Origin of the sequence: Streptomyces sp. NPDC087440, from assembly GCF_044744005.1 — a bacterium.
Lineage (GTDB): Bacteria > Actinomycetota > Actinomycetes > Streptomycetales > Streptomycetaceae > Streptomyces.
This window is the reverse complement of record NZ_JBIUXN010000006.1, coordinates 187,410-208,662: the sequence shown is the minus strand read 5'-3', so window position 1 is coordinate 208,662 and position 21,253 is coordinate 187,410. Positions and strand designations below refer to the sequence as shown.

The following is a 21,253-nucleotide window of genomic DNA, read 5'->3' as shown; positions in this document are numbered from 1 at the left end:
ACTGCGCACCCTCTCCTCTTGGACCCCCGCACGCCCGCCGGGACACCCGCACGCCCGCCCCGGTCCGCGCGCACGCCGAAGCGGCGGCACCCCCGCACGGGGTGCCGCCGCTTCGTATCGGGCCGAGCCCGTCGCCAGGGGTGAGGGTGGGGGTGGTGCAGTCCCGGCAACGGGATCGGTGGTCTCACACAGGCCCAGCAGCAGCGGGCCAGGAGCAGAAGGCCGAGTACGGCGTCAGCGGCTGTCGCTGCCCGCCGACTGGGCCGCCGCCCGGCCCGCTTCCAGGCGGGCGACCGGGATGCGGAACGGGGAGCAGGACACGTAGTCCAGGCCCACCTCGTGGAAGAAGTGGACGGACTCCGGGTCGCCGCCGTGCTCGCCGCAGACGCCCAGCTTGAGGTCGGGGCGGGTCTTGCGTCCCGCCTCGACGGCCTGCCGTACGAGCGAGCCGACGCCGTCCTTGTCGATGGTCTCGAAGGGGGAGACGCCGAAGATGCCCTTCTCCAGGTAGGCCGTGAAGAAGGAGGCCTCCACGTCGTCGCGGGAGAAGCCCCAGACCGTCTGGGTGAGGTCGTTCGTGCCGAAGGAGAAGAACTCGGCCGCCTCGGCGATCTGACCGGCGGTGATGGCGGCGCGCGGCAGCTCGATCATCGTGCCGAGCGCCAGCTTGAGGTCTATGCCGGTGGCCGCCTGGACCTCGGCGATGACCGCCTCGGCCTCATCGCGGACGATCTCCAGCTCCTGGACCGTGCCGACCAGCGGGATCATGATCTCGGCGCGCGGGTCGCCCTTGGCGTTGCGCCGCTCGGCGGCGGCCTCGGCGATGGCCCGCACCTGCATGGTGAACAGGCCCGGGATGACCAGGCCGAGGCGGACGCCGCGCAGGCCCAGCATCGGGTTCTGCTCGTGCAGGCGGTGCACGGCCTGGAGGAGGCGCAGGTCGTTCTCGTTGGCGTCCTTGCGGGACTCGGCGAGGGCGACGCGGACCGAGAGCTCGGTGATGTCGGGCAGGAACTCGTGCAGCGGCGGGTCGAGGAGACGGACGGTGACCGGCAGGCCGTCCATGGCCTCGAAAAGCTCTATGAAGTCCTGCTTCTGAAGCGGCAGAAGGCCCTTGAGGGCTTCCTCGCGCTCGTCGTCCGTGTCGGCGAGGATCAGCTTCTCGACCATCTCGCGGCGCTCACCGAGGAACATGTGCTCGGTGCGGCACAGGCCGATGCCCTGCGCCCCGAAGCGGCGTGCGCGCAGCGCGTCCTCGGCGTTGTCCGCGTTGGCGCGCACCCGCAGCCGGCGGCGGCGGTCGGCGTACGCCATGATCCGGTGCACGGCCTCGACCAGCTCGTCGGCGTCGTCGGCACCCGCGTGCATGCGGCCCTCGAAGTACTCCACGACCGGCGACGGGACGACCGGGACCTCGCCCAGGTAGACCTTGCCGGAGGAGCCGTCGATGGAGACGACGTCGCCCTCCTCGACCACCGTGTCGCCGACGGTGAGGCGGCGGCGCTTGGTGTCGACCTCGATCTCCTCGGCGCCGCAGACACAGGTCTTGCCCATGCCGCGCGCCACGACCGCCGCGTGGGACGTCTTGCCGCCGCGGCTGGTCAGGATGCCCTCGGCGGCGATCATGCCGTCCAGGTCGTCGGGGTTGGTCTCGCGGCGGATCAGGATGACCTTCTCGCCCGAGCGCGACCACTTCACGGCCGTGTACGAGTCGAAGACGGCCTTGCCGACCGCCGCACCCGGCGAGGCGGCGATGCCCCGGCCCAGCAGCGTCGTTTTCGCCTCGTCGTCGAAGCGGGGGAACATCAGCTGCGCGAGCTGCGCGCCGTTGACCCGCTGGAGGGCCTCGGCCTCGTCGATGAGGCCCTGGTCCACGAGCTGCGTGGCGATGCGGAAGGCGGCGCCCGCCGTGCGCTTGCCGACACGGGTCTGGAGCATCCACAGCTGGCCGCGCTCGATGGTGAACTCGATGTCGCAGAGATCCTTGTAGTGGGTTTCGAGGGTCTCCATGATCTGCATGAGCTGGTCGTACGACGCCTTGTCGATGTGCTCCAGGTCGGCGAGCGGGACCGTGTTGCGGATGCCCGCGACGACGTCCTCGCCCTGCGCGTTCTGGAGGTAGTCGCCGTACACGCCCTGGTGGCCGGAGGCGGGGTCGCGAGTGAAGGCGACGCCGGTGCCGGAGTCCGGGCCGAGGTTGCCGAAGACCATCGAGCACACGTTGACCGCGGTGCCCAGGTCGCCGGGGATGCGCTCCTGGCGGCGGTAGAGCTTGGCGCGGTCGGTGTTCCACGAGTCGAAGACCGCGTTGATCGCGAGGTCCATCTGCTCGCGCGGGTCCTGCGGGAAGTCCCGGCCGCACGCGTCGGAGACGATCTTCTTGAACTTCTTGACCAGCTTCTTGAGGTCGGCGGCCTCCAGGTCGGTGTCGACCTTGACCTTCTTGGCCGTCTTCGCCTCGTCGAGGGCGTCCTCGAACAGCTCGCCGTCCACGCCGAGGACGGTCTTGCCGAACATCTGGATCAGGCGGCGGTAGGAGTCCCACGCGAAGCGCTCGTCGCCGCCGACCTGCTGGGCGAGGCCGGTGACGGAGGCGTCGGAGAGGCCGATGTTGAGGACCGTGTCCATCATGCCGGGCATCGAGAACTTCGCGCCGGAGCGGACCGAGACGAGGAGCGGGTTGTCGGCCTGGCCGAGCTTCTTGCCCATCTTCGCCTCAAGGGCGTCCAGGTGGGCGCTGACCTCGTCGCGCAGCTCCTTGGGAGCGTCACCGCTGTCGAGGTAGACCTTGCAGGCCTCGGTCGTGATCGTGAACCCCGGGGGCACCGGCAGACCCAGGTTGGTCATCTCGGCGAGGTTGGCGCCCTTGCCACCGAGAAGGTCCTTGAGGTCCTTGTTGCCCTCGGTGAAGTCGTAGACGAACTTCTGCTCAGAAGTCGACGTACCTACGTGGGGTTCTTTGTTTTCCGACACGGTCTCGGCTCCTCGAAGACGCGTTGGCTGCCCTGACGGCGAGGAACATACCCAGATCGAAGGTGTCTGGGTACGTCCACTTAACCGTCATACGGCTTTAACCACCCGTCCGCCAGCAGATCGAAAGTGATCCGGGCTCACCGGGCCCGTGCGGTCAGCCTTCAGGTCTTGAACGGAAGATCACAAAGAGGCACGACAAGAGCGGCGCTGATCGACTCAGCGTTACGGATGATCTCGGAGATTGAAAAAAGAAAGGGTGGCACTGGGTGCCACCCTTTGAAAACTGCAGCCCGTCTCTTGATGCTCATCTGAGCGACTACACCATCAGGCGTGGCGAGAATCACTCATCCGTACGCTCATCAGAGCACCCCGGATCTCACCCTCCGGACGTGTCCAGCTCCGCCTCGTCACTGATCCCGGCACAGTCGTACGGGTCCTTCAGCCAGCCATCAGGCAGCACAACCCGCCCATTTCCGGACGTACGCCCCCGAGGCCCGTCCGCCCCCTCCGGCCACGGCTGGTCCAGATCAAGCTCGCTCAGATGAGCGTCCATTTCGGCGAGAGAAGACGCCACAGCCAGCTTCTTCCGCATCTCGCCGCCCGTGGAGAAGCCCTTCAGGTACCAGGCGACGTGCTTCCGGAAGTCGATGACACCCCGTGCCTCGTCGCCGATCCACTCGCCGAGCAGCTCCGCGTGCCGCCGCATCACCACCGCGACCTCGCGCAGCGTGGGCGTCGCCCGCCCCTCACGGCCCTCGAAGCCCGCCACCAGGTCGCCGAACAGCCACGGCCGCCCCAGGCACCCGCGGCCCACGACCACGCCGTCGCAGCCGGTCTCGCGGACCATCCGCAGCGCGTCGTCCGCCGACCAGATGTCGCCGTTGCCGAGCACCGGGATCTCCGGCACGTGCTCCTTCAAGCGTGCGATGGCGTCCCAGTCGGCGGTGCCGCCGTAGTGCTGGGCGGCCGTGCGGCCGTGCAGGGCGATCGCGGTGACGCCCTCGTCCACGGCGATGCGGCCCGCGTCCAGGAAGGTGATGTGGTCGTCGTCGATGCCCTTGCGCATCTTCATCGTGACCGGGAGGTCGCCCGCGTTGGTCACGGCCTCGTGCAGGATCGCGCGCAGCAGCGGCCGCTTGTACGGGAGGGCCGAGCCGCCGCCCTTGCGGGTCACCTTGGGCACCGGGCAGCCGAAGTTCAGGTCGATGTGGTCGGCCAGGTCCTCGTCCACGATCATGCGGACCGCCTTGCCGACGGTGACCGGGTCCACTCCGTACAGCTGGATCGAACGCGGCTGCTCGCTCGCGTCGAAGCGGATCAGCTGCATGGTCTTCTCATTGCGCTCCACCAGCGCCCGCGTCGTGATCATCTCGCTCACGAACAGGCCCTTCCCGCCGGAGAATTCGCGGCACAGGGTGCGGAAGGGGGCGTTCGTGATGCCTGCCATGGGTGCAAGGACCACGGGCGGCTGCACAAGATGGGGGCCGATGTTGAGCGAGGTCATTACCTCATTGTCGCGCACGCCCCGGACCCGATCGAGCGGTTTCTTTAGTTATCCGTACTATCGAAAGATGTCCGCCGACACCTCCCTCCCGCTCCCGCACCGCCGCCGGATGCTGATCCTCGGCATCTGCTGCATGAGCCTGCTGATCGTCAGCCTCGACAACACGGCGCTCAACGTCGCCCTCCCCTCCATGCAGCGCGAGCTGGACGCGAGCGTCGCCGGAATGCAGTGGTCGATCGACGCCTACACCCTGGTCCTGGCCTCGCTGCTCATGCTCGCGGGCTCGACGGCCGACCGGATCGGGCGGCGCAAGGTGTTCATGGCGGGCCTGGTGATGTTCACGCTCGGCTCGCTGCTGTGCTCGCTGGCCCCGAACCTGGGGTCCCTGGTCGCCTTCCGCGCGGTGCAGGCGATCGGCGGCTCGATGCTCAACCCGGTCGCGATGTCGATCATCACCAACACCTTCACCGACCCGCGCGAACGCGCCCGCGCCATCGGCGTCTGGGGCGGCGTCGTCGGCATATCCATGGCCGCCGGACCCCTGATCGGCGGGCTGCTCGTCGACTCGGTGGGCTGGCGGTCGATCTTCTGGGTCAACCTCCCGGTCGGGCTCGCGGCCCTGCTGCTGACGTTCCGGTACGTTCCCGAGTCGCGCGCCCCCAAGGCCCGCAGGGCGGATCCGGTGGGCCAGCTCCTGGTCATCGTGCTGCTCGCCGCCCTGACCTACGCGATCATCGAGGCCCCGGAGGCGGGCTGGGTCTCGCCGCTCACGCTGTCCCTGGCCGGGGTCGCGGTCCTCGCGCTCGTCGCCCTGGTGCTGTACGAACCCCGGCGCGCGGAACCCCTGATCGACCTGCGGTTCTTCCACAGCGCCCCGTTCAGCGGCGCGACCGTGATCGCCATCTGCGCCTTCGCCTCGCTGGCCGGGTTCCTCTTCCTCAACACCCTCTACCTGCAGAACGTGCGCGGCCTGTCCGCCCTGCACGCCGGGCTGTACATGCTGCCCATGGCCGCGCTGACCTTCGTCTGCGCACCGCTGTCCGGGCGGCTGGTCGGCACGCGCGGACCCCGGCTGTCGCTGCTGGTCGCGGGCACCGCGATGACGGCGAGCGCGGTGCTGTTCGCGGGCTTCCGGGCGGAGACGAACACCGCGCTGATGTTCACCGGGTACGTCCTGTTCGGCATCGGCTTCGGCGTGGTCAACGCGCCGATCACCAACACGGCGGTGTCCGGGATGCCGCGCGCCCAGGCGGGCGTGGCCGCCGCCGTCGCCTCCACCAGCCGCCAGGTCGGCTCCACCCTCGGGGTCGCCGTGATCGGGGCGGTGATCGCGGCGGGGATCAGCGGGACCTCGTACGCCGACGGCTTCGTGGCGGCGGCCGTCCCGGCGTGGTGGGTGATCGCCGGGTGCGGACTGGCCGTCCTCCTCGTCGGGGCGCTGACCAGCGGGACGTGGGCGAAGAAGACGGCGCTGCGGACGGCGGAGCGGCTGGCGGAGCCGGTGGCTCAGGAGGCGGCGCCCGCCAGGGCGTGAAGGCGCTCCAGCTTCTCGCGGGTCTCGGCGTCGACGGGCGGATAGCTGACCAGGCGGGGGCCCGTGCCGTGGCCGTTGCCCGGGCTCAGCCAGAGGTTGACGTGCTCGACGTGCAGGAGGCCCACCTCGGCGTTGCGCAGGAACTTGGTGTGGCCGGTGTGCTCGACGACCTCGTGCCGCTCCCACAGCTCCCGGAACTCCGCCGACTCGGCCTCCAGCCGCTTCAGCAGCGCCTTCCACGCGGGCTCCGCGAGGTGCCCGGCCATCGAGGCGCGGAACTTGGCGGCCATCGACCGGGTGACCCGGGGCAGGTCGTCCATGGAGGCGCGCCACTCCTCGTTGGTGAAGGCGAGCAGCATGCAGTTGCGGTCCTGGCGGGGCAGGGCGTCGAGGTCGCAGAGCAGACGGGCGTACGAGCGGTTGTACGCGAGGATGTCGTACCGGCTGTTCTGGACGCAGGCCGGGATCGGCTCCAGCTGCCGCAGCAGCGCCTGGTAGGCCGGAGTGACCGTCGGGCAGGGCCCGTTGGGGGCGGGGTCGGGGGTCCCGGCGAGCGCGAAGAGGTGGGAGCGCTCGACCCGGTCCATCCGCAGGGCGCGCGCGATGGCGTCCAGGACCTGCGGGGAGACCTGGATGTCGCGGGCCTGCTCCAACCACGTGTACCAGGTGACGCCGACAGCGGCGAGCTGTGCGACCTCCTCGCGGCGCAGGCCCGGCGTGCGGCGGCGGGCGCCCCGGACCAGGCCGACCTGCTCGGGGGTGATGCGCTCGCGGCGGCTGCGCAGGAAGGCGGCGAGTTCGGTGCGGCGGACGTCGGCCTCGGTGGGCTGTCGGGCGGCCGTCTCGTACTGCGTCGTCGTGAGCATGTGGTCAGCCTCTCCCGTCGGGCCGCCGTCGGGCCAGACCGTTGGCGGGTACTGCCACTACCAGGATAAGGAAGCTCTGGTACCCGTCTGGGGGCGCCGGGAGAGTGGCTGCCGTGACCACCACAACGACCGCACTCGCTCCTGTCCCTGTCCGTCCCTCCCCCGCTTCCCCCTCCTCCGCCCCGTCCTCGCTGGGGCCGCTCGCCCTGTTCACCGTGCTGCTCGGTGCGGCGCTCCCGCTCGTCGACTTCTTCATCGTCAACGTCGCCCTGCCGACCATCGACCGCGAACTGGCCGCGGGACCGGCCGTCCTGGAACTGGTCGTCGCCGGGTACGGGGTGGCGTACGCCGTCCTGCTGGTCCTCGGCGGGCGGCTCGGCGACATGTTCGGGCGTCGGCGGCTGTTCCTGTGGGGCATGGCCGCCTTCGGCCTCACCTCCCTGGCCTGCGGCCTCGCGCCCGACGCGGGGACGCTGGTCGCGGCACGGGTCGCCCAGGGTGCGGCCTCGGCCCTGATGCTGCCGCAGGTGCTGGCCACCATCCAGGCGTCGACGGCGGGTGAGCGCCGGGCGAAGGCGATGGGCCTGTACGGGGCGACGGCCGGGCTCGCCGGAGTCGCCGGGCAGATACTCGGCGGGGTCCTCGTCGCCGCCGACCTCGCCGGGACCGGCTGGCGGTCGATCTTCCTGGTCAACGTGCCCGTGGTGCTCCTCGGGCTGCTGCTCGCGGCGCGCTCGGTGCCGGAGAGCCGCTCGGAGCGGCCCGCGCCCGTCGACGTACCCGGAACGCTGCTCCTCGCCCTGTCCCTGCTCACGCTGCTGGTGCCGCTGACCGAGGGGCGGGCGGCGGGCTGGCCGCTGTGGACGTGGGTGTCGCTGGGGGCGTTTCCGTTCGTGGCGCTCGCGTTCTTCCTGGTGGAGCGGCGGGCGGACCGGGCCGGGCGGGTGCCGCTGGTGCCGCCGAGCATGTTCGCGGTGGCGTCGATGCGGCGGGGGCTGCCGCCGATCGTGCCGTTCTCGGTGAACTTCGGCGGGTACATGTTCGTGCTCGCGGTGGCTTTGCAGCAGGGGCTGGGGAAGGGGGCCGTTGCGGCTGGGATGACGCTGGTGCCGATGGCGCTCGCGTACTTCGGGGCTTCCCTGGCGGGGCCGAAGCTGATCGGGCGGTGGGGCGGCCGGGTCGCGGTGGCCGGGTCGCTGATCCAGGCGACGGGGTTTCTGGTGCTGGTGGGAGTGGTGTGGCGGGAGTGGCCCGAGTTGGGGTTCGGCGCGCTGCTTCCGGCGATGGTGCTGACGGGGCTGGGGCAGGGGCTTCAGCTGCCGGTGCTGATGCGGATCGTGCTGTCGGAGGTTCCGGCGGAGCGGGCCGGGGTGGGGAGTGGGGTGATGGTCACGGCGCAGCAGGCGGCGCTGGGGCTGGGGGTGGCGACCCTCGGGACGCTCTTTCTGGGGTTGGCGGAGGGGGTGGGGATGCGGGGGGCGCTGGTCTGGACCGTGCTGGTGCAGGTGGCTGTCGCGGGGGTGACGGGGCTGCTGAGCTTGCGGTTGCCGCGGGAGGTGGTCTGAGGCGCCTGGGGGGGGCGTGCGGGTGGAGTGGGGTTGCGGTTCGTGGGGGGGGGGGGGGGGGGGGGCGCCCCCCCGGGGGCCCCCCCCCCCCCCCCCCCCCCCCTGAACCGCAACCACCAACCCACCCGCCCAGCCCGCACAGCGCCTAAGCGTCCCGCCGCCCCCGCAGCCACAAAAGCCCCGTCACCGGCAAAATCACCGGAATCAGCAAATACCCCAACCCGAACTTCGACCACACGGTCGCGTCGGGGAACGACCCCGGCGACACCAGCGTCCACGTCCCCACCACCAGCACACCCACCAGCTCCACCGCACAGCACCCGAGCGCGACCCGCCGGGCCGTCTCCCCGCCCCGCACCAGCGTGTAGGTGATGAACGCGTACACGACCGCCGCCACCGCCGACAGCGTGTACGCCAGCGGCGCCCGGTCGTACTCCGTCGCGATCTGGTAGGCCGACCGCGACACGGCCCCCACCGACATCACCCCGTACAGCCACACGAGCAGCAGTCCGGGCCCCTTGACGAGCCTCTTGCGCCCGGGGGCGGTCTCCGCGCTCATCTCAGCCACTCCAGATGTCGTACAGCCGTACTTCCAGCACCGCGAGCACCACAGCGCCCGCCGCCACCGTGATCGACCCCCACTTGGTCCGTTCCGCGAGCGACATGAACCCCGCGGCGGGCACCGCCGCGAACGAGCCGATCAGGTACGACACGAAGATCACGTTCCCCTCGGCCGGCTTCTCGCCCCGCGCGAGCTGCACGATGCCGATCACCAACTGGGCGAGCGCGAGAACCGACACCACGGCCATGCCGATGAAGTGCCAGTCCTTGGTGGGCTGGTCGCGGAAGGCGGCGTAACCGCACCACGCGGCGAGGGCGAGCGCGGCCACGGCGACCGCGACCGTCAGGGCGTCAAGCATGGGAAGGAGCGTACTGGGCGCTTCCGGACGCTTCCCCTCGGACCCCCACCCCCGCGCACGGCGTGCCGCCCACCCCGCACCCACCCTCGCACCCGGCGTGGCGTTGGCCACACACCCCCGCCCCGCACCCTTGCCAGCACAGGGCGCCACGCCCCACGGCTGTCCATCCCTGGACACAACCTGTCCGCTATTCGGACAGAAGTGATCCGTCCGCACACCCGTCTGGTTTACTCGTTCCCATGACCACGACGAGCAGCCGCACCCTTGCGACCGAGGCGATGATGACGCCCGGTGCTCGTTGTATGTGTCGAATGTGCGACTTCTGAGGGCCCCCGCCTGAGCCTCGCGCCCCGAAGCGAGACCCGGTCCGGCCGCGTCGGCACGCCTCACCCGCGTACGACCGCGCCACCCGCCCCGCGCGCCCTCGGCTCCCCAGATCCACCCGAGCCGAGCTGAGCCTCGCCCCCGGACACCTGCCCCGTGCGTCCGGCGGACACGAACCGCCGCGCACTCGACAACAGTGATGGAAACCCTGTGATCACCACAACTGGCCTGACCAAGGTCTACGCCTCGCGCGGCCGTGAGGTCACCGCCCTCGACGGCGTCGACCTGCACGTCCGCGAGGGCGAGGTGTTCGGCGTGATCGGTCAGAGCGGCGCCGGCAAGTCCTCGCTCATCCGCTGCGTCAACCTGCTGGAGCGCCCCACCTCCGGCACCGTGACCGTCGACGGCGTCGACCTCACCGCGCTCGCCGGACGCGGCCAGCGCGCGAGCAAGGAACTGCGCGCCGCCCGCTCCCGCATCGGCATGGTCTTCCAGCACTTCAACCTGCTGTCCTCGCGCACCGTGCAGGGCAACATCGAGCTGCCCCTGGAGATCCTCGGCGTCTCCGGCAAGGAGCGCAGCCGCAAGGCCCTGGAGCTGCTCGACCTCGTAGGACTGGCCGACAAGGCCAAGTCGTACCCCGGACAGCTCTCCGGCGGTCAGAAGCAGCGCGTCGGCATCGCCCGCGCCCTGGCCGGAGACCCCAAGGTGCTGCTCTCCGACGAGGCCACCAGCGCCCTCGACCCGGAGACCACCCGCTCGATCCTCCAGCTGCTGCGCGACCTCAACCAGCAGCTCGGCCTGACCGTCCTGCTCATCACCCACGAGATGGACGTCGTCAAGACGATCTGCGACTCGGCCGCCCTCATGCAGCGCGGACGCGTCGTGGAGACCGGCACCGTCGCCGAACTGCTCGCCACCCCCGGCTCCGAGCTGGCCGCCGAACTGTTCCCGGTGACCGGCCACGCGACCGGCCCCGGCCGCACCGTCGTCGACGTCACCTTCCAGGGCGAGGCCGCCACCCAGCCGGTCATCTCCCAGCTGTCCCGGACGTACAACATCGACATCTCGATCCTGGGCGCCGCGATGGACACCGTCGGCGGCAAGCAGATCGGCCGGATGCGCATCGAGCTGCCCGGCCCGTACGAGGAGAACGTCGTCCCGATCGGCTTCCTGCGCGAGCAGGGCCTCCAGGTCGACCACGTCGAGGATGACGACGAGCCCACCGACGTACCGGCGCAACAGCCCGTCCTGGTGAACAAGGCCGCCCTGGTCAAGGAGAACGCGAAGTGACCTGGTCCGAAATGCAGCCGCTGCTCTCGCAGGGCATCATCGACACGCTCTACATGGTTCTGTGGGCCACGGTCGTCTCCGTGCTCGGCGGCCTGCCGCTCGGCCTGCTCCTCGTCCTCACCGACAAGGGCGGCCTGCTCCAGAACGCGGTCGTCAACAAGGTCGTCGGCGTGATCGTCAACATCGGCCGCTCGCTCCCCTTCATCGTGCTGCTGATCGCGCTGATCCCCTTCACGACCCTGGTGGTCGGCACCTTCATCGGCCCCAGCGCCATGGTCGTACCGCTCGCCATCGGCGCCATCCCCTTCTTCGCCCGGCTCGTCGAGACGGCCGTCCGCGAAGTGGACCACGGGCTGGTCGAAGCCGCCCAGGCGATGGGCGGCGGCGTGCCGACCGTCGTCTTCAAGGTGCTCCTCCCGCAGGCCCTGCCCACCCTGATCTCCGCCGTCACCACCACGGTGATCGTCCTTGTCGGCTACTCGGCGATGGCAGGAGCGGTCGGCGGCGGCGGACTCGGCAGCGTGGCCGTCAACTACGGCTACAACCGCTTCGAGACCAACTTCATGCTCATCACCGTGGCGGTCCTGATCGTCCTGGTGACGGTCGTCCAGCTGATCGGCGACGGCGCGGTGCGCCTGCTCGCCCGCCGGGGCCGCACCTCCTGAACCTTCCTCCCCTGAGCCCGCACTCCTTGTCCGGGCGATCCATCCGCAAGATCAAGAAAGAGGCACTTTTCGTGCGTAAGAACATCAAGATCTCCCTCGCCGCCGCCGCTGTCACCGCGCTCGCCCTGGGCGTCTCCGCCTGCGGCACGGCCTCCGACCCGGGCGCCAAGACCGAGGGCACCAAGGCCGACACCACCAAGCCGCTGACGGTCGCCGCGTCCCCGACGCCGCACGCCGACATCCTCAACTTCGTCAAGAAGAACCTGGCGGAGAAGGCCGGACTCAAGCTGGAGGTGCGGGAGTTCTCCGACTACGTCCTGCCGAACACCGCCACCCAGTCCGGCGAGGTCGACGCCAACTTCTTCCAGCACAAGCCCTACCTCGACGACTTCAACAAGAAGCGCGGCACGGACATCGTCCCCGTCGTCAATGTCGAGCTGGAGCCGCTGGCCCTCTACTCCAAGAAGATCGAGGACCTCAAGGGTCTCAAGCCCGGCCAGACCATCGCCGTGCCCAACGACACCACCAACGAGGGCCGCGCCCTGCACCTGCTCGCCGACAACGGCGTGATCGTCCTCAAGGACGGCGTGGGCATCGACGCCAAGCTGTCCGACATCAAGGACAAGAAGGGCCTGGAGTTCAAGGAGCTGGAGGCCGCCTCCGTGCCCCGCGCCCTGGACCAGGTCGACGCCGCCGTCATCAACGGCAACTACGCCATCCAGGCGAAGCTGAAGCCCGCCGACGACGCCCTCGCCACCGAGAAGGCCGACGGCAACCCGTACGCGAACTTCCTCGCCGTCAAGAAGGGCAACGAGAAGGACCCGCGCGTCGAGAAGCTCGCCAAGCTCCTCAACTCCGACGAGGTCAAGAAGTTCATCGAGGACAAGTACACCGGGCTGGTCGTCCCGTCCTTCGGCGCCGTCAAGTAACTCCGGCGCATCGCACCACCCGCCAAGTCACCGCCCTCGTACGACACTTGGCGACCGGGCCCCGTACTCCCGCGCGGAGTACGGGGCTTCGGGCATATGACCGGGCGTCACCCCCACCGCCGACCCGGCCATGCATGACGGCCGAGGCGTGCGGCATGCTGTGCGTTCACGCCCGTACGACCGCGGAATCGTTTCCCGTACGGACCCGGCCCGACGCCCCTTCGGTATGGAGCAGCGCATGACAACCACCTTCCCGGACGTCTCCATCAGCACGGACCGGCTGGTGCTGCGCCCCTACGAGGAGGCGGACATCCCCGCGCACATCGAGATGATGAACGACGAGGCGGTGACCGCCTGGACGACCGCCCCGCACCCCTACACCGCGCGCGACGCCGAACGCTGGGTGCGCCGCATCGCGCCCACCGAGCGCACCCAGGGCCGCGGCATCGTCTTCGCCGTCACCGAGTTCCTCACCCAGCGCCTGGTGGGCCTCATCCACCTCTCCCGCACCGACTGGCACATCCAGGCCGCCGAAATCTCGTACGTCACCGCCCCCTGGGCCCGCGGCGAGGGCTACGCCACCGAGGCCGTCCTCGCGGTCGCCCAGTGGCTCTTCCGCGACCAGCGCTTCGAGCGCATCGAACTGCGCACCCCCGCCGACAACACCGCAGCCCAGCAGGTCGCCCAGCGTGTCGGCTGCATCAGCGAGGGAGTCCTGCGCAACGCCTGGATAGCGCGTACGCGCACCGAGAACGGCACCGACGGCGGCTGGACGAACATCCGCACCGACCTCATCGTGTGGAGCCTGCTGCCCGAGGACCTGGAGGGCGTCTCCGACCAGATGGCCGACGCGGGCGGCTACGCGTCGGCGTACACCGACTGGAACTGACGCCCGCACGGCGGCGGCAGTGGTCTGGACCAGGTACTCTCAGCCTGCCCCGAACGCTCCGTGCCGCAGCCGGGCTCCGTGCCCCGGACGGGCCCCTTGCCCTCGGCGGCGGCGGAACCCCTTCCCTCCAGCCCTACCCCCTCAGGAGACAGACCACGATGGCCGACCGCGTCACGGTGATCGGCTGGGACGGCTCGCCCCTCACTGCCGCGGCCACCTCCGCCCTCGCGGCCGCCACCCTCGTCGCGGGCGCCCCGCACCACCTGGACCTCCCCGAGGTCCCCGCGGGCGCCGAGCGCATCCGGCTGGGCAGCGTCGACCTCGCCGCCCGTCGGATCGCGGGCCACCGGGGCACCGCCGTGGTCATGGCCGACGGCGACCCCGGCTTCTTCGGCGTCGTGCGCACCCTGCGCGCCCCCGAACACGGCCTGGAGGTCGAGGTCGTCCCGGCGGTCTCCTCCGTCGCCGCCGCCTTCGCCCGCGCCGGAATGCCCTGGGACGACGCCCAGGTCGTCGTCGCCCACCGCCGCACCCTGCGCCGCGCCGTCAACGTGATCCGCGCCCACACCAAGGTCGCCGTCCTCACCTCCCCGGGCGCGGGCCCCGCCGAACTCGCCCTGCTCCTCGACGGCGTGCACCGCACCTTCGTCATCTGCGAGGAACTCGGCACCGACCGCGAGCGCATCACCGTCCTCACCTCCGACAAGGCCGCCGACCACGCCTGGCGCGACCCCAACGTCGTCATCGCCGTCGGCGGCACCGCACCCCCCGCCCAGGGCGGTGGCTGGCTGCTCGGCCACGACAGCACCTATCCGGGCGAACTGCGCGGCTGGGCCCTGAACTCCGAGGAGTACGGGGAGGACCTGGCCGACGGCGAGACCCCCGGCCTGCGTGCCGCCCAGCTCGCCCGGCTCGGCCCGCGCACCGGCGACCTCGTCTGGGACATCGGCTCCGGCTGCGGCGCGCTCGCCGTGGAGGCCACCCGGTTCGGCGCGGCCGTCATCGCCGTCGACGAGAGCGCCGACGCGTGCGTACGGACGGCCGCCGCCGCCCGCCGCTTCGGCGTCCAGCTCCAGGTGGTGCGCGGCACCGCCCCGCACGTCCTGGAGGACCTCCCCGAACCGGACGTCGTACGCATCGGGGGCGGCGGCGTCCCCGTCGTCCAGGCCTGCGTCGACCGCCGCCCCGAACGCATCGTCACCCACGCCCAGACCCGGGACGCCGCCGAGGAGATCGGCCGCACCCTGGAGGAGGGCGGGTACACCGTCGAGTGCGCCCTCTTCCAGACCGTCGACCTGCACGCGGCGGGGGAGTGGGAGGAGCGCCGGCGCTCGGTGGTCTTCCTCCTCACCGGCCGCCGCCAGGAACGCACCACCCGCGACCCCCGCGTCTGACGCCCCATACCGCAGGACGCTTCCGCCCCGGGGCGATTCGGGACGGTCGTACCTGATCCGGCGGGACCATGTCCCCTTCTTCGCGCGGATGTTCTACGGATCGCTCCCCAGGGCGAGCGCTGTCGGTGGCGCGGGGTAGGCTGGCCGATCGTTGTACCGCAGATGGGCGGTTGGCGGATCGTTCGCCAATGTCCTGAAACGGGGCCCGCTTTGGGACCCCGGCGGTGCGGCGGACCCGGGACGTGCGCGACGTGGCGCAGCCCACAGTGGGCCGTGGCAGTTCTCCCTGCCCCGGCTCCGAAGGGCCGCGACAATGCTTGGTGTCCGCGGAACCTTTCGTGCCGCACGACACCCCCGCTCGTTCCATCAGGAACGGGTGCGGCCGTGTCGGGCGGTCGTTCCGGGCGACGGGGCCCTGCCGGCGGAAGGCGGCGCGGCCGAAGAAGCGTTGGCGGCACAGATGAGCGAGGGGTACGCATGACTGACACCGGCCAGGTCCCGGGCGAGGGACTGCCGGAGAACGCAGGCATGGTGGAGCAGCCGGGCGTCCCCGCCCCGGGTGCCTACACCTTCCTCGACCCCTCCGACCCCGCCGCCCACTCCGGCGACCTCGGCGACTCCGGCGATTCCGGCATGGAGGACGACGACCTCCTGCTGATGCCCGCCGCGCAGGGCGCCTGGAGCGACCCGCAGGTCGTCCCCGCGCAGCCGCCGCTCGCCCCGCAGCCCGAGGCGGGCACGCACGAGACCGGTGGCCGGGACTCCGGTTCGGTGGACTTCTCGGGTGTACGGATGCCCCCGCCGCCCGCGTCGATGACGCCGCCCCCCTCCCGCCGCCCGCTGCACATGGGCCCGCCGGTGCCGGACGCCTCCAGCGGTGTCGTACGTTCCCTGGCCGACCGGGGCCCGGCCGCCGCGCAGAGCCCGCTGCCCCTGCAGGGCATGACGCCGGTCGCGGCGCCCGCTCCCGGCCAGTTCCAGGCCCCCGCCCAGACCCCGGTCCCGGCGCCCGCCGCTGCCGCGCAGATGCGGCACGCGGGTCCGCCGACCACGGGCCCCGAGTACCTCGACATCCCGCGCGACGAGGCCGCGATGCTGCCCGGCCCGCAGCTCGGCGAGATCCCCTCGCAGGGGCCGACGCCGTGGGCGCAGCCGTCCCAGGCCGCCGCGCAGCCCGTGACGCAGCAGGTCCAGACGGCGCCCGTGCCGGTGCCCGCGCAGGGTGTTCCGGCGGACGGCTCCGCCCCGGTTCCCGCCACTCCTTCCGCTGCCGCCGCTTCGGCTGTTTCGCCCCCGCAGGCCGCTGTGCCCGCCCAGGCCGAGGCGGCGGAGACGCACGTCCAGGTGCCGAGTCCAGGCACTCCCGTGACCCCCGTAACCCCCGTGACTCCTGTGCCGGACGCTGCCGCGCAGCAGCCGGCCGAGTCCCAGGCGCCCCAGGAGCCTCAGAGCAGCACCGCAGAAACGGTCGTCCCGGAGCAGGCCGCTCCGGAGGCCGCCGCGCCCGCAGCCCCCGAGGCCGGGAGTGTCGCGCCCGCCGAGGAGCCGAAGGCCGCGCCTGTCGCTGCCGGTCCCCCTCTTACTGCTGTTCCCGCTCCCGCTTCTGCTCCCGCCGAGCAGCCGGTGGCCGCCGGGGGCACCGGGCCCGACGCCCCCGGGGCGACGCCGGACGCCGCCGCGCAGCCCGTGTTCCAGCCGGGCCCCGCGCACGCCACGCCGACGGCCCCGATCCCGGCCCAGGGCGCTCCCCGGGCGATGCCGCAGGGGCAGTTCGTCCAGGTCGAGGGCTCGGTGCCGGACGGCGCCCACCTGGCCCCGACGCCGATGGCGGCCGTGCCGGTCATGGCCCCTGCCCAGGCCCCTACTCCGGCCGAGGGGACTCCCGCTCCGGGCGTGCCGGTCCACGGCACTCCGGCCCAGGGCGTTCCGGCGGCCGTCGTTCCGGCGGGCGAAACCCCGGCCGATGGTGTGGTGGCCCCCGCCCCGGCGCAGGCGACCCCGGCCCAGGGCCTGCCCGTACAGGAGACTCCTGCCGACAACGACGCGACGTCGGCCGACGCGACTCCCGTGAACGGCACGCCGGTGAACGGCACGCCGGTGGACGGCACGCCGGTGGACGGCACCCCCGAGCAGCCCGCGACCCCGGAGCAGGCCCAGGCCGCCGCTCCGGCGGAAGCGCAGCCGGGCACGGCACCGCAGCCCGTTCCGGAGGCGCCCGACGCACCCGTGGCGGAGGCGCAGGCCGAGCCCGTGCCCGTACCGCAGGAGCCGGAAGCCGCACCGGCCGAGGCAGCGGCGGCCCCCGCCGAGCAGCCCGATGACGTACGGCCCGAACAGCCCGGCGACGTACGCGCCGAGCAGCCCGGTGACGTACCGGCGGAGCAGTCCGCGACGGTGCCCGCACCGCGCGACGGCGGCCCGGCCGTCCGGCTGGCCGCGCAGCCCGACCTGGAGCACACTGAGGTCCGGGTTCCGGCGGCGGACGACGTCCAGCCGCAGCCCGTGGCGGAGGAGGCCCCCGAGGGCCAGGCCGGACCGCAGGAGTCCGCGCCCGCCGCCGAGGGGGAGCCCGAGGCCCCCCAGCCCGTCCCGTCCGTACCGCAGGAATCCGTACAGCCCCGGCCCGAACCGCAGCCGGAACCCGTACAGCCCGCGCAGCCCATACAGGAGGAATCCGTGCTGTCCGCACAGCCGGAGCCCGCCGCCCACGCCGGGCCCGAAGCACCGCAGCCCCCGCAGGAATCCGTCGAGGCGCCCGAGGCGCCCGAAGGCCCGCAGATCATCGAGACGTCCGCGCTCCCGGAGTCCACCGAGCCCGCCGAGTCCTCCGACGTCCCGGCGACGCCCGCCGCCCCCGGCTACGACGACGCCGAGCGCGAGGCGGTCCTGCGCGTGATGCGCGAGCGCCGCGACATCCGCAACGGCTTCCGCAGCGACCCCATCCCGCACGAGGTCCTCCTCCGCGTCCTGGAGGCCGCGCACACGGCTCCCAGCGTCGGCCACTCCCAGCCCTGGGACTTCGTGGTCATCCGCTCCGCCGAGACGCGCCGCGCGATGCACGAACTGGCCGCCCGCCAGCGCGACGCGTACGCGAAGTCGCTGCCCAAGGGCCGGGCGAAGCAGTTCAAGGAACTGAAGATCGAGGCGATCCTCGACACCCCGGTGAACATCGTCGTCACCGCCGACCCGACGCGTGGCGGCCGCCACACCCTGGGCCGCCACACGCAGCCGCAGATGGCCCCGTACTCCTCGGCGCTCGCCGTCGAGAACCTCTGGCTCGCCGCGCGCGCCGAGGGCCTGGGCGTCGGCTGGGTCAGCTTCTTCGACGAGCGCGAGATGGTCCGCGCGCTGGGCCTGCCCGAACACCTCGAAGTCGTCGCCTACCTCTGCGTCGGTTACGTCGACGAGTTCCCCGAGGAGCCCGAACTCCTCCAGGCGGGCTGGTCCAAGCGCCGCCCGCTGTCCTGGGTCGTCCACGAGGAGACGTACGGTCGCCGGGCCCTCCCCGGTGAGGAGCCGCACGACCTCCTCCAGGAGACGATCGGCAATATCCGCCCGCTGGACGCGAAGGCGCTCGGCGAGGCGTGGGAGCGCCAGAAGCGCATGACCAAGCCCGCCGGGGCCCTGGGCATGCTGGAGATCATCTCCGCCCAGCTCAGCGGCCTGGCCCGGACCTGCCCGCCGCCGATCCCGGAGCCCGCCGCCGTCGCGATCTTCGCGGGCGACCACGGCGTGCACGCCCAGGGCGTCACCGCCTGGCCCCAGGAGGTCACCTCCCAGATGGTGGCCAACTTCCTCGGCGGGGGAGCGGTCTGCAACGCGTTCGCCAACCAGGTCGGCGCGGAGGTCTGCGTCATCGACGTCGGCGTCGCGGGCGACCTCCCGGCCACCCCCGGCCTCCTCCCGCGCAAGGTCCGCGCGGGCACGGCCGACTTCACCACGGGTCCGGCGATGTCCCGCGAGGACGTCCTCGCGGCCGTCGAGGTCGGCATCGAGACGGCCCGCGACCTGGTGGCGGCAGGCAACAAGGCCCTCCTCACCGGTGAGATGGGCATCGCCAACACCACCGCGTCGGCCGCCCTGATCTGCGTCTACACGGGCCAGGACCCGGCCGAGGTCACGGGCCGGGGGACGGGCATCAACGACGAGATGCACGCCCGCAAGGTGGACGTGGTCCGCCGCGCCCTGGACCTCCACAAGCCGGACCCGGCCGACCCGATCGGCGTCCTCGCCGCGGTGGGCGGCCTGGAGCACGCGGCCCTGGTCGGCCTCATCCTCGGCGGCGCATCCCTCCGTACGCCGGTCCTGCTGGACGGCGTGAGCACGGGCGCGGCGGCCCTGGTCGCCCGGGCCGTCGCCCCGGAAGCCCTCGCCGCCTGCATCGCGGGCCACCGCAGCGCGGAACCGGGCCACGTGGCCGCCCTGAACAAGCTGGGCCTGCGCCCGCTGGTCGACCTGGACCTGCGCCTGGGCGAGGGCACGGGCGCACTGCTGGCCCTCCCGGTGGTGCAGAGCGCGGCCCGTGCCATGCACGAGGTGGCGACGTTCGACTCGGCGGGGGTCACGGAGAAGTAGCCCGTGCTCGGCGAGCGCTTTGTGGTGGGTCGCTCGCGCAGCGCCCCTTCAGGGGCGCGGGGAACTGCGCGAGCAACCACGACGCACCCGCACGTAACCGTCCATTGCCCCGCGGGTTTAGGTGAAGGGGCGGGGCAGGGGCAGCGCCGCAGGCAACCGGGGTGCCGGGTGCGGCACAAACAGGGCCCCGCCGCAGCCGGGCCCCGCCGCCGGGAGGGTGCCCCGCAGCCAGGCTCCCGCGAACCCGGCCTCCCGGGTGCACCAGGCAGCCACCGCCCCCCGGGAAGGGGGACCCGAAAGCCCGGGCCCCCGGGGGCCCGAAGCGCCCCCCAACCCCCCCGCCCCGTAAAGTAACCCCCACACCCGAAACCCCTCCCCACCCCTCCCCACCAGCGCCGCTCCACCGCCGCAGCGGCCCACCGGCCCCGGCACCCCCTCCCCAGGCGGGGGCCCGCCAAGCCCCACCCTCCCGAGGAGCCGCACCCATGACCGCGCACGCCGCAGGCGCCCCGCACCAGGCCGGAGCGACGCACGAAGTCGAGCCCCCGGCATACCCCGTGGGCCTCCGCCTCTCCGGCCGCCGCACGATCGTGCTCGGCGGCGGCCAGGTCGCCCAGCGCCGCCTGCCCGCCCTCATAGCGGCCGGCGCGGACATCACCCTGATCTCCCCCTCCGCCACCCCCTCCGTCGAGGCGATGGCCGAAGCGGGCGAGATCACCTGGGAGCAGCGCCGCTACGCGGAGGGCGACCTGGCCGACGCCTGGTACGTCCTCATCTCCTCCAGCGACCCGGAGGCCAACGCCACCGCCTCCGCCGAGGCCGAGCGCAACCGCACCTGGTGCGTCCGCTCCGACGACGCGGACGCCGCCACCGCCTGGACCCCCGCCACCGGCCGCTGCGACGACGTCACCGTCGCCGTCCTCACCGGCCACGACCCCCGCCGCTCCGCCGCCCTGCGCGACGTGTTCGTCGAGGGCCTGCGCAACGGCACCCTCGCCGCCCCGCACCACCGCCCCCGTACCGCCGACGACGCCCCCCGCGTCCACCTGGTCGGCGGCGGACCCGGCGACCCCGACCTGATCACCGTCCGGGGCCGCCGCCTCCTCGCCGAGGCCGACGTCGTCATCGCCGACCGTCTCGGCCCCCGCGACCTCCTGGACGAACTTCCCCCGCACGTCGAGGTCATCGACGCGGCGAAGATCCCGTACGGCCGCTTCATGGCCCAGGAAGCCATCAACCAGGCCCTCATCGACCACGCCAAGCAGGGCAAGACGGTCGTACGCCTCAAGGGCGGCGACCCCTTCGTCTTCGGCCGCGGCATGGAAGAAGCGCAGGCCCTGGCCGCCGAGGGCATCCCCTGCACGGTCGTCCCCGGCATCTCCTCCACCATCAGCGTCCCCGGTGCGGCCGGCATCCCGGTCACGCACCGCGGGGTGGCCCACGAGTTCACCGTGGTCAGCGGCCACGTCGCCCCCGATGACCCGCGCTCCCTGGTCGACTGGGAAGCCCTGGCCCGCCTCCGCGGCACCCTCGTGCTCCTGATGGCCGTCGAGCGCATCGGCTCGATCGCCGAGGCCCTGGTCGCGTACGGCCGCTCGCCCGAAACCCCCGTGGCGATCATCCAGGAGGGCACGATGGCCACCCAGCGCCGCGTCGACGCGACGCTGGCCACGGTCGGCGCGCTCGCCAAGTCCGAGAACGTACGACCGCCCGCCGTCATCGTCATCGGCGACGTAGTCTCGGTGAACACCCCGCAGTAACCGGGGGTAACAACCGCTCCCGCCCCTTGGGCACCGCACCCACGACAAGGCAGTATCACCCT

14 protein-coding genes are annotated in these 21,253 nt (G+C 72.2%); 9 read left to right on the top strand and 5 right to left on the bottom strand.

Annotation, left to right across the window (positions count from 1 at the left end):
* Nucleotides 1-234: 234 nt before the first annotated feature.
* Nucleotides 235-2,973: a pyruvate, phosphate dikinase gene (gene ppdK, locus ACIO3O_RS15585; RefSeq protein WP_401745565.1), complete on the bottom strand. Its 2,739-nt coding sequence runs from the start codon at nt 2,971-2,973 to the stop codon at nt 235-237.
* Nucleotides 2,974-3,349: 376 nt separating this feature from the next.
* Nucleotides 3,350-4,477 (bottom strand): tRNA dihydrouridine synthase DusB, encoded by a 1,128-nt coding sequence (gene dusB / locus ACIO3O_RS15580; RefSeq protein ID WP_401745563.1) that lies wholly within the window; start codon nt 4,475-4,477, stop codon nt 3,350-3,352.
* A gap of 109 nt (nt 4,478-4,586) precedes the next feature.
* Here dusB and ACIO3O_RS15575 point away from each other — a divergent pair, with 109 nt between their 5' ends.
* Complete coding sequence (locus ACIO3O_RS15575) at nt 4,587-6,011, top strand: MFS transporter (protein ID WP_401745904.1); 1,425 nt, start codon at nt 4,587-4,589, stop codon at nt 6,009-6,011.
* Here the strand turns inward: ACIO3O_RS15575 and ACIO3O_RS15570 are convergent.
* Nucleotides 5,984-6,877: a helix-turn-helix transcriptional regulator gene (locus ACIO3O_RS15570; RefSeq protein ID WP_401745561.1), complete on the bottom strand. Its 894-nt coding sequence runs from the start codon at nt 6,875-6,877 to the stop codon at nt 5,984-5,986. The two genes, ACIO3O_RS15575 and ACIO3O_RS15570, sit on opposite strands and share 28 nt — an antisense overlap.
* Nucleotides 6,878-6,990: 113 nt before the next feature.
* On the opposite strand from ACIO3O_RS15570, the gene ACIO3O_RS15565 reads away from it, so the two are divergent.
* Nucleotides 6,991-8,442 carry an MFS transporter gene (locus ACIO3O_RS15565; RefSeq protein WP_401745560.1) on the top strand — a complete coding sequence of 484 codons (1,452 nt, stop codon included), beginning with the start codon at nt 6,991-6,993 and terminating at the stop codon, nt 8,440-8,442.
* A 145-nt stretch (nt 8,443-8,587) separates the two neighbouring features.
* Here the strand turns inward: ACIO3O_RS15565 and ACIO3O_RS15560 are convergent, their stop codons facing one another.
* Together ACIO3O_RS15560 and ACIO3O_RS15555 are read right to left on the bottom strand one after the other, a co-directional pair.
* Nucleotides 8,588-9,001 (bottom strand): hypothetical protein, encoded by a 414-nt coding sequence (locus ACIO3O_RS15560; protein ID WP_401745558.1) that lies wholly within the window; start codon nt 8,999-9,001, stop codon nt 8,588-8,590.
* 1 nt (nt 9,002) lies between these two features.
* Nucleotides 9,003-9,362 (bottom strand): hypothetical protein, encoded by a 360-nt coding sequence (locus ACIO3O_RS15555; protein WP_189827416.1) that lies wholly within the window; start codon nt 9,360-9,362, stop codon nt 9,003-9,005.
* A 534-nt stretch (nt 9,363-9,896) separates the two neighbouring features.
* On the opposite strand from ACIO3O_RS15555, the gene ACIO3O_RS15550 reads away from it, so the two are divergent.
* From ACIO3O_RS15550 to cobA, 7 genes are all read left to right on the top strand, one after another.
* A complete protein-coding gene (locus ACIO3O_RS15550; protein ID WP_401745557.1) occupies nt 9,897-10,979 on the top strand; it encodes a methionine ABC transporter ATP-binding protein in 1,083 nt (360 codons plus the stop codon).
* Nucleotides 10,976-11,644 carry a methionine ABC transporter permease gene (locus tag ACIO3O_RS15545; protein WP_401745555.1) on the top strand — a complete coding sequence of 223 codons (669 nt, stop codon included), beginning with the start codon at nt 10,976-10,978 and terminating at the stop codon, nt 11,642-11,644. Before ACIO3O_RS15550 ends, ACIO3O_RS15545 begins: the two co-directional genes overlap by 4 nt.
* A 71-nt stretch (nt 11,645-11,715) precedes the next feature.
* Nucleotides 11,716-12,573 carry a MetQ/NlpA family ABC transporter substrate-binding protein gene (locus ACIO3O_RS15540; protein WP_401745553.1) on the top strand — a complete coding sequence of 286 codons (858 nt, stop codon included), beginning with the start codon at nt 11,716-11,718 and terminating at the stop codon, nt 12,571-12,573.
* 238 nt (nt 12,574-12,811) lie between these two features.
* Nucleotides 12,812-13,462, top strand: coding sequence for a GNAT family N-acetyltransferase (locus ACIO3O_RS15535; RefSeq protein ID WP_401745551.1), 651 nt, complete (start codon nt 12,812-12,814; stop codon nt 13,460-13,462).
* A gap of 158 nt (nt 13,463-13,620) precedes the next feature.
* Nucleotides 13,621-14,856, top strand: coding sequence for a precorrin-6y C5,15-methyltransferase (decarboxylating) subunit CbiE (gene cbiE, locus ACIO3O_RS15530; protein ID WP_401745549.1), 1,236 nt, complete (start codon nt 13,621-13,623; stop codon nt 14,854-14,856).
* Nucleotides 14,857-15,333: 477 nt separating this feature from the next.
* The gene (gene cobT, locus ACIO3O_RS15525) at nt 15,334-19,431 is read left to right on the top strand and encodes a nicotinate-nucleotide--dimethylbenzimidazole phosphoribosyltransferase (RefSeq protein ID WP_401745547.1); all 4,098 of its coding nucleotides are present in this window, start codon (nt 15,334-15,336) and stop codon (nt 19,429-19,431) included.
* 485 nt (nt 19,432-19,916) lie between these two features.
* Complete coding sequence (gene cobA / locus ACIO3O_RS15520) at nt 19,917-21,191, top strand: uroporphyrinogen-III C-methyltransferase (protein WP_401745545.1); 1,275 nt, start codon at nt 19,917-19,919, stop codon at nt 21,189-21,191.
* Nucleotides 21,192-21,253: the final 62 nt, after the last annotated feature.

Excerpts from the sequence above, each read along its gene's own strand:
- dusB (WP_401745563.1), bottom strand. The coding sequence starts at position 4,477 with ATGACCTCGCTCAACATCGGCCCCCATCTTGTGCAGCCGCCCGTGGTC.
- ACIO3O_RS15575 (WP_401745904.1), top strand. The coding sequence starts at position 4,587 with ATGCTGATCCTCGGCATCTGCTGCATGAGCCTGCTGATCGTCAGCCTC.
- ACIO3O_RS15570 (WP_401745561.1), bottom strand. The coding sequence starts at position 6,877 with ATGCTCACGACGACGCAGTACGAGACGGCCGCCCGACAGCCCACCGAG.
- ACIO3O_RS15560 (WP_401745558.1), bottom strand. The coding sequence starts at position 9,001 with ATGAGCGCGGAGACCGCCCCCGGGCGCAAGAGGCTCGTCAAGGGGCCC.
- ACIO3O_RS15555 (WP_189827416.1), bottom strand. The coding sequence starts at position 9,362 with ATGCTTGACGCCCTGACGGTCGCGGTCGCCGTGGCCGCGCTCGCCCTC.
- ACIO3O_RS15535 (WP_401745551.1), top strand. The coding sequence starts at position 12,812 with ATGACAACCACCTTCCCGGACGTCTCCATCAGCACGGACCGGCTGGTG.
- cbiE (WP_401745549.1), top strand. The coding sequence starts at position 13,621 with ATGGCCGACCGCGTCACGGTGATCGGCTGGGACGGCTCGCCCCTCACT.
- cobT (WP_401745547.1), top strand. The coding sequence starts at position 15,334 with ATGACTGACACCGGCCAGGTCCCGGGCGAGGGACTGCCGGAGAACGCA.
- cobA (WP_401745545.1), top strand. The coding sequence starts at position 19,917 with ATGACCGCGCACGCCGCAGGCGCCCCGCACCAGGCCGGAGCGACGCAC.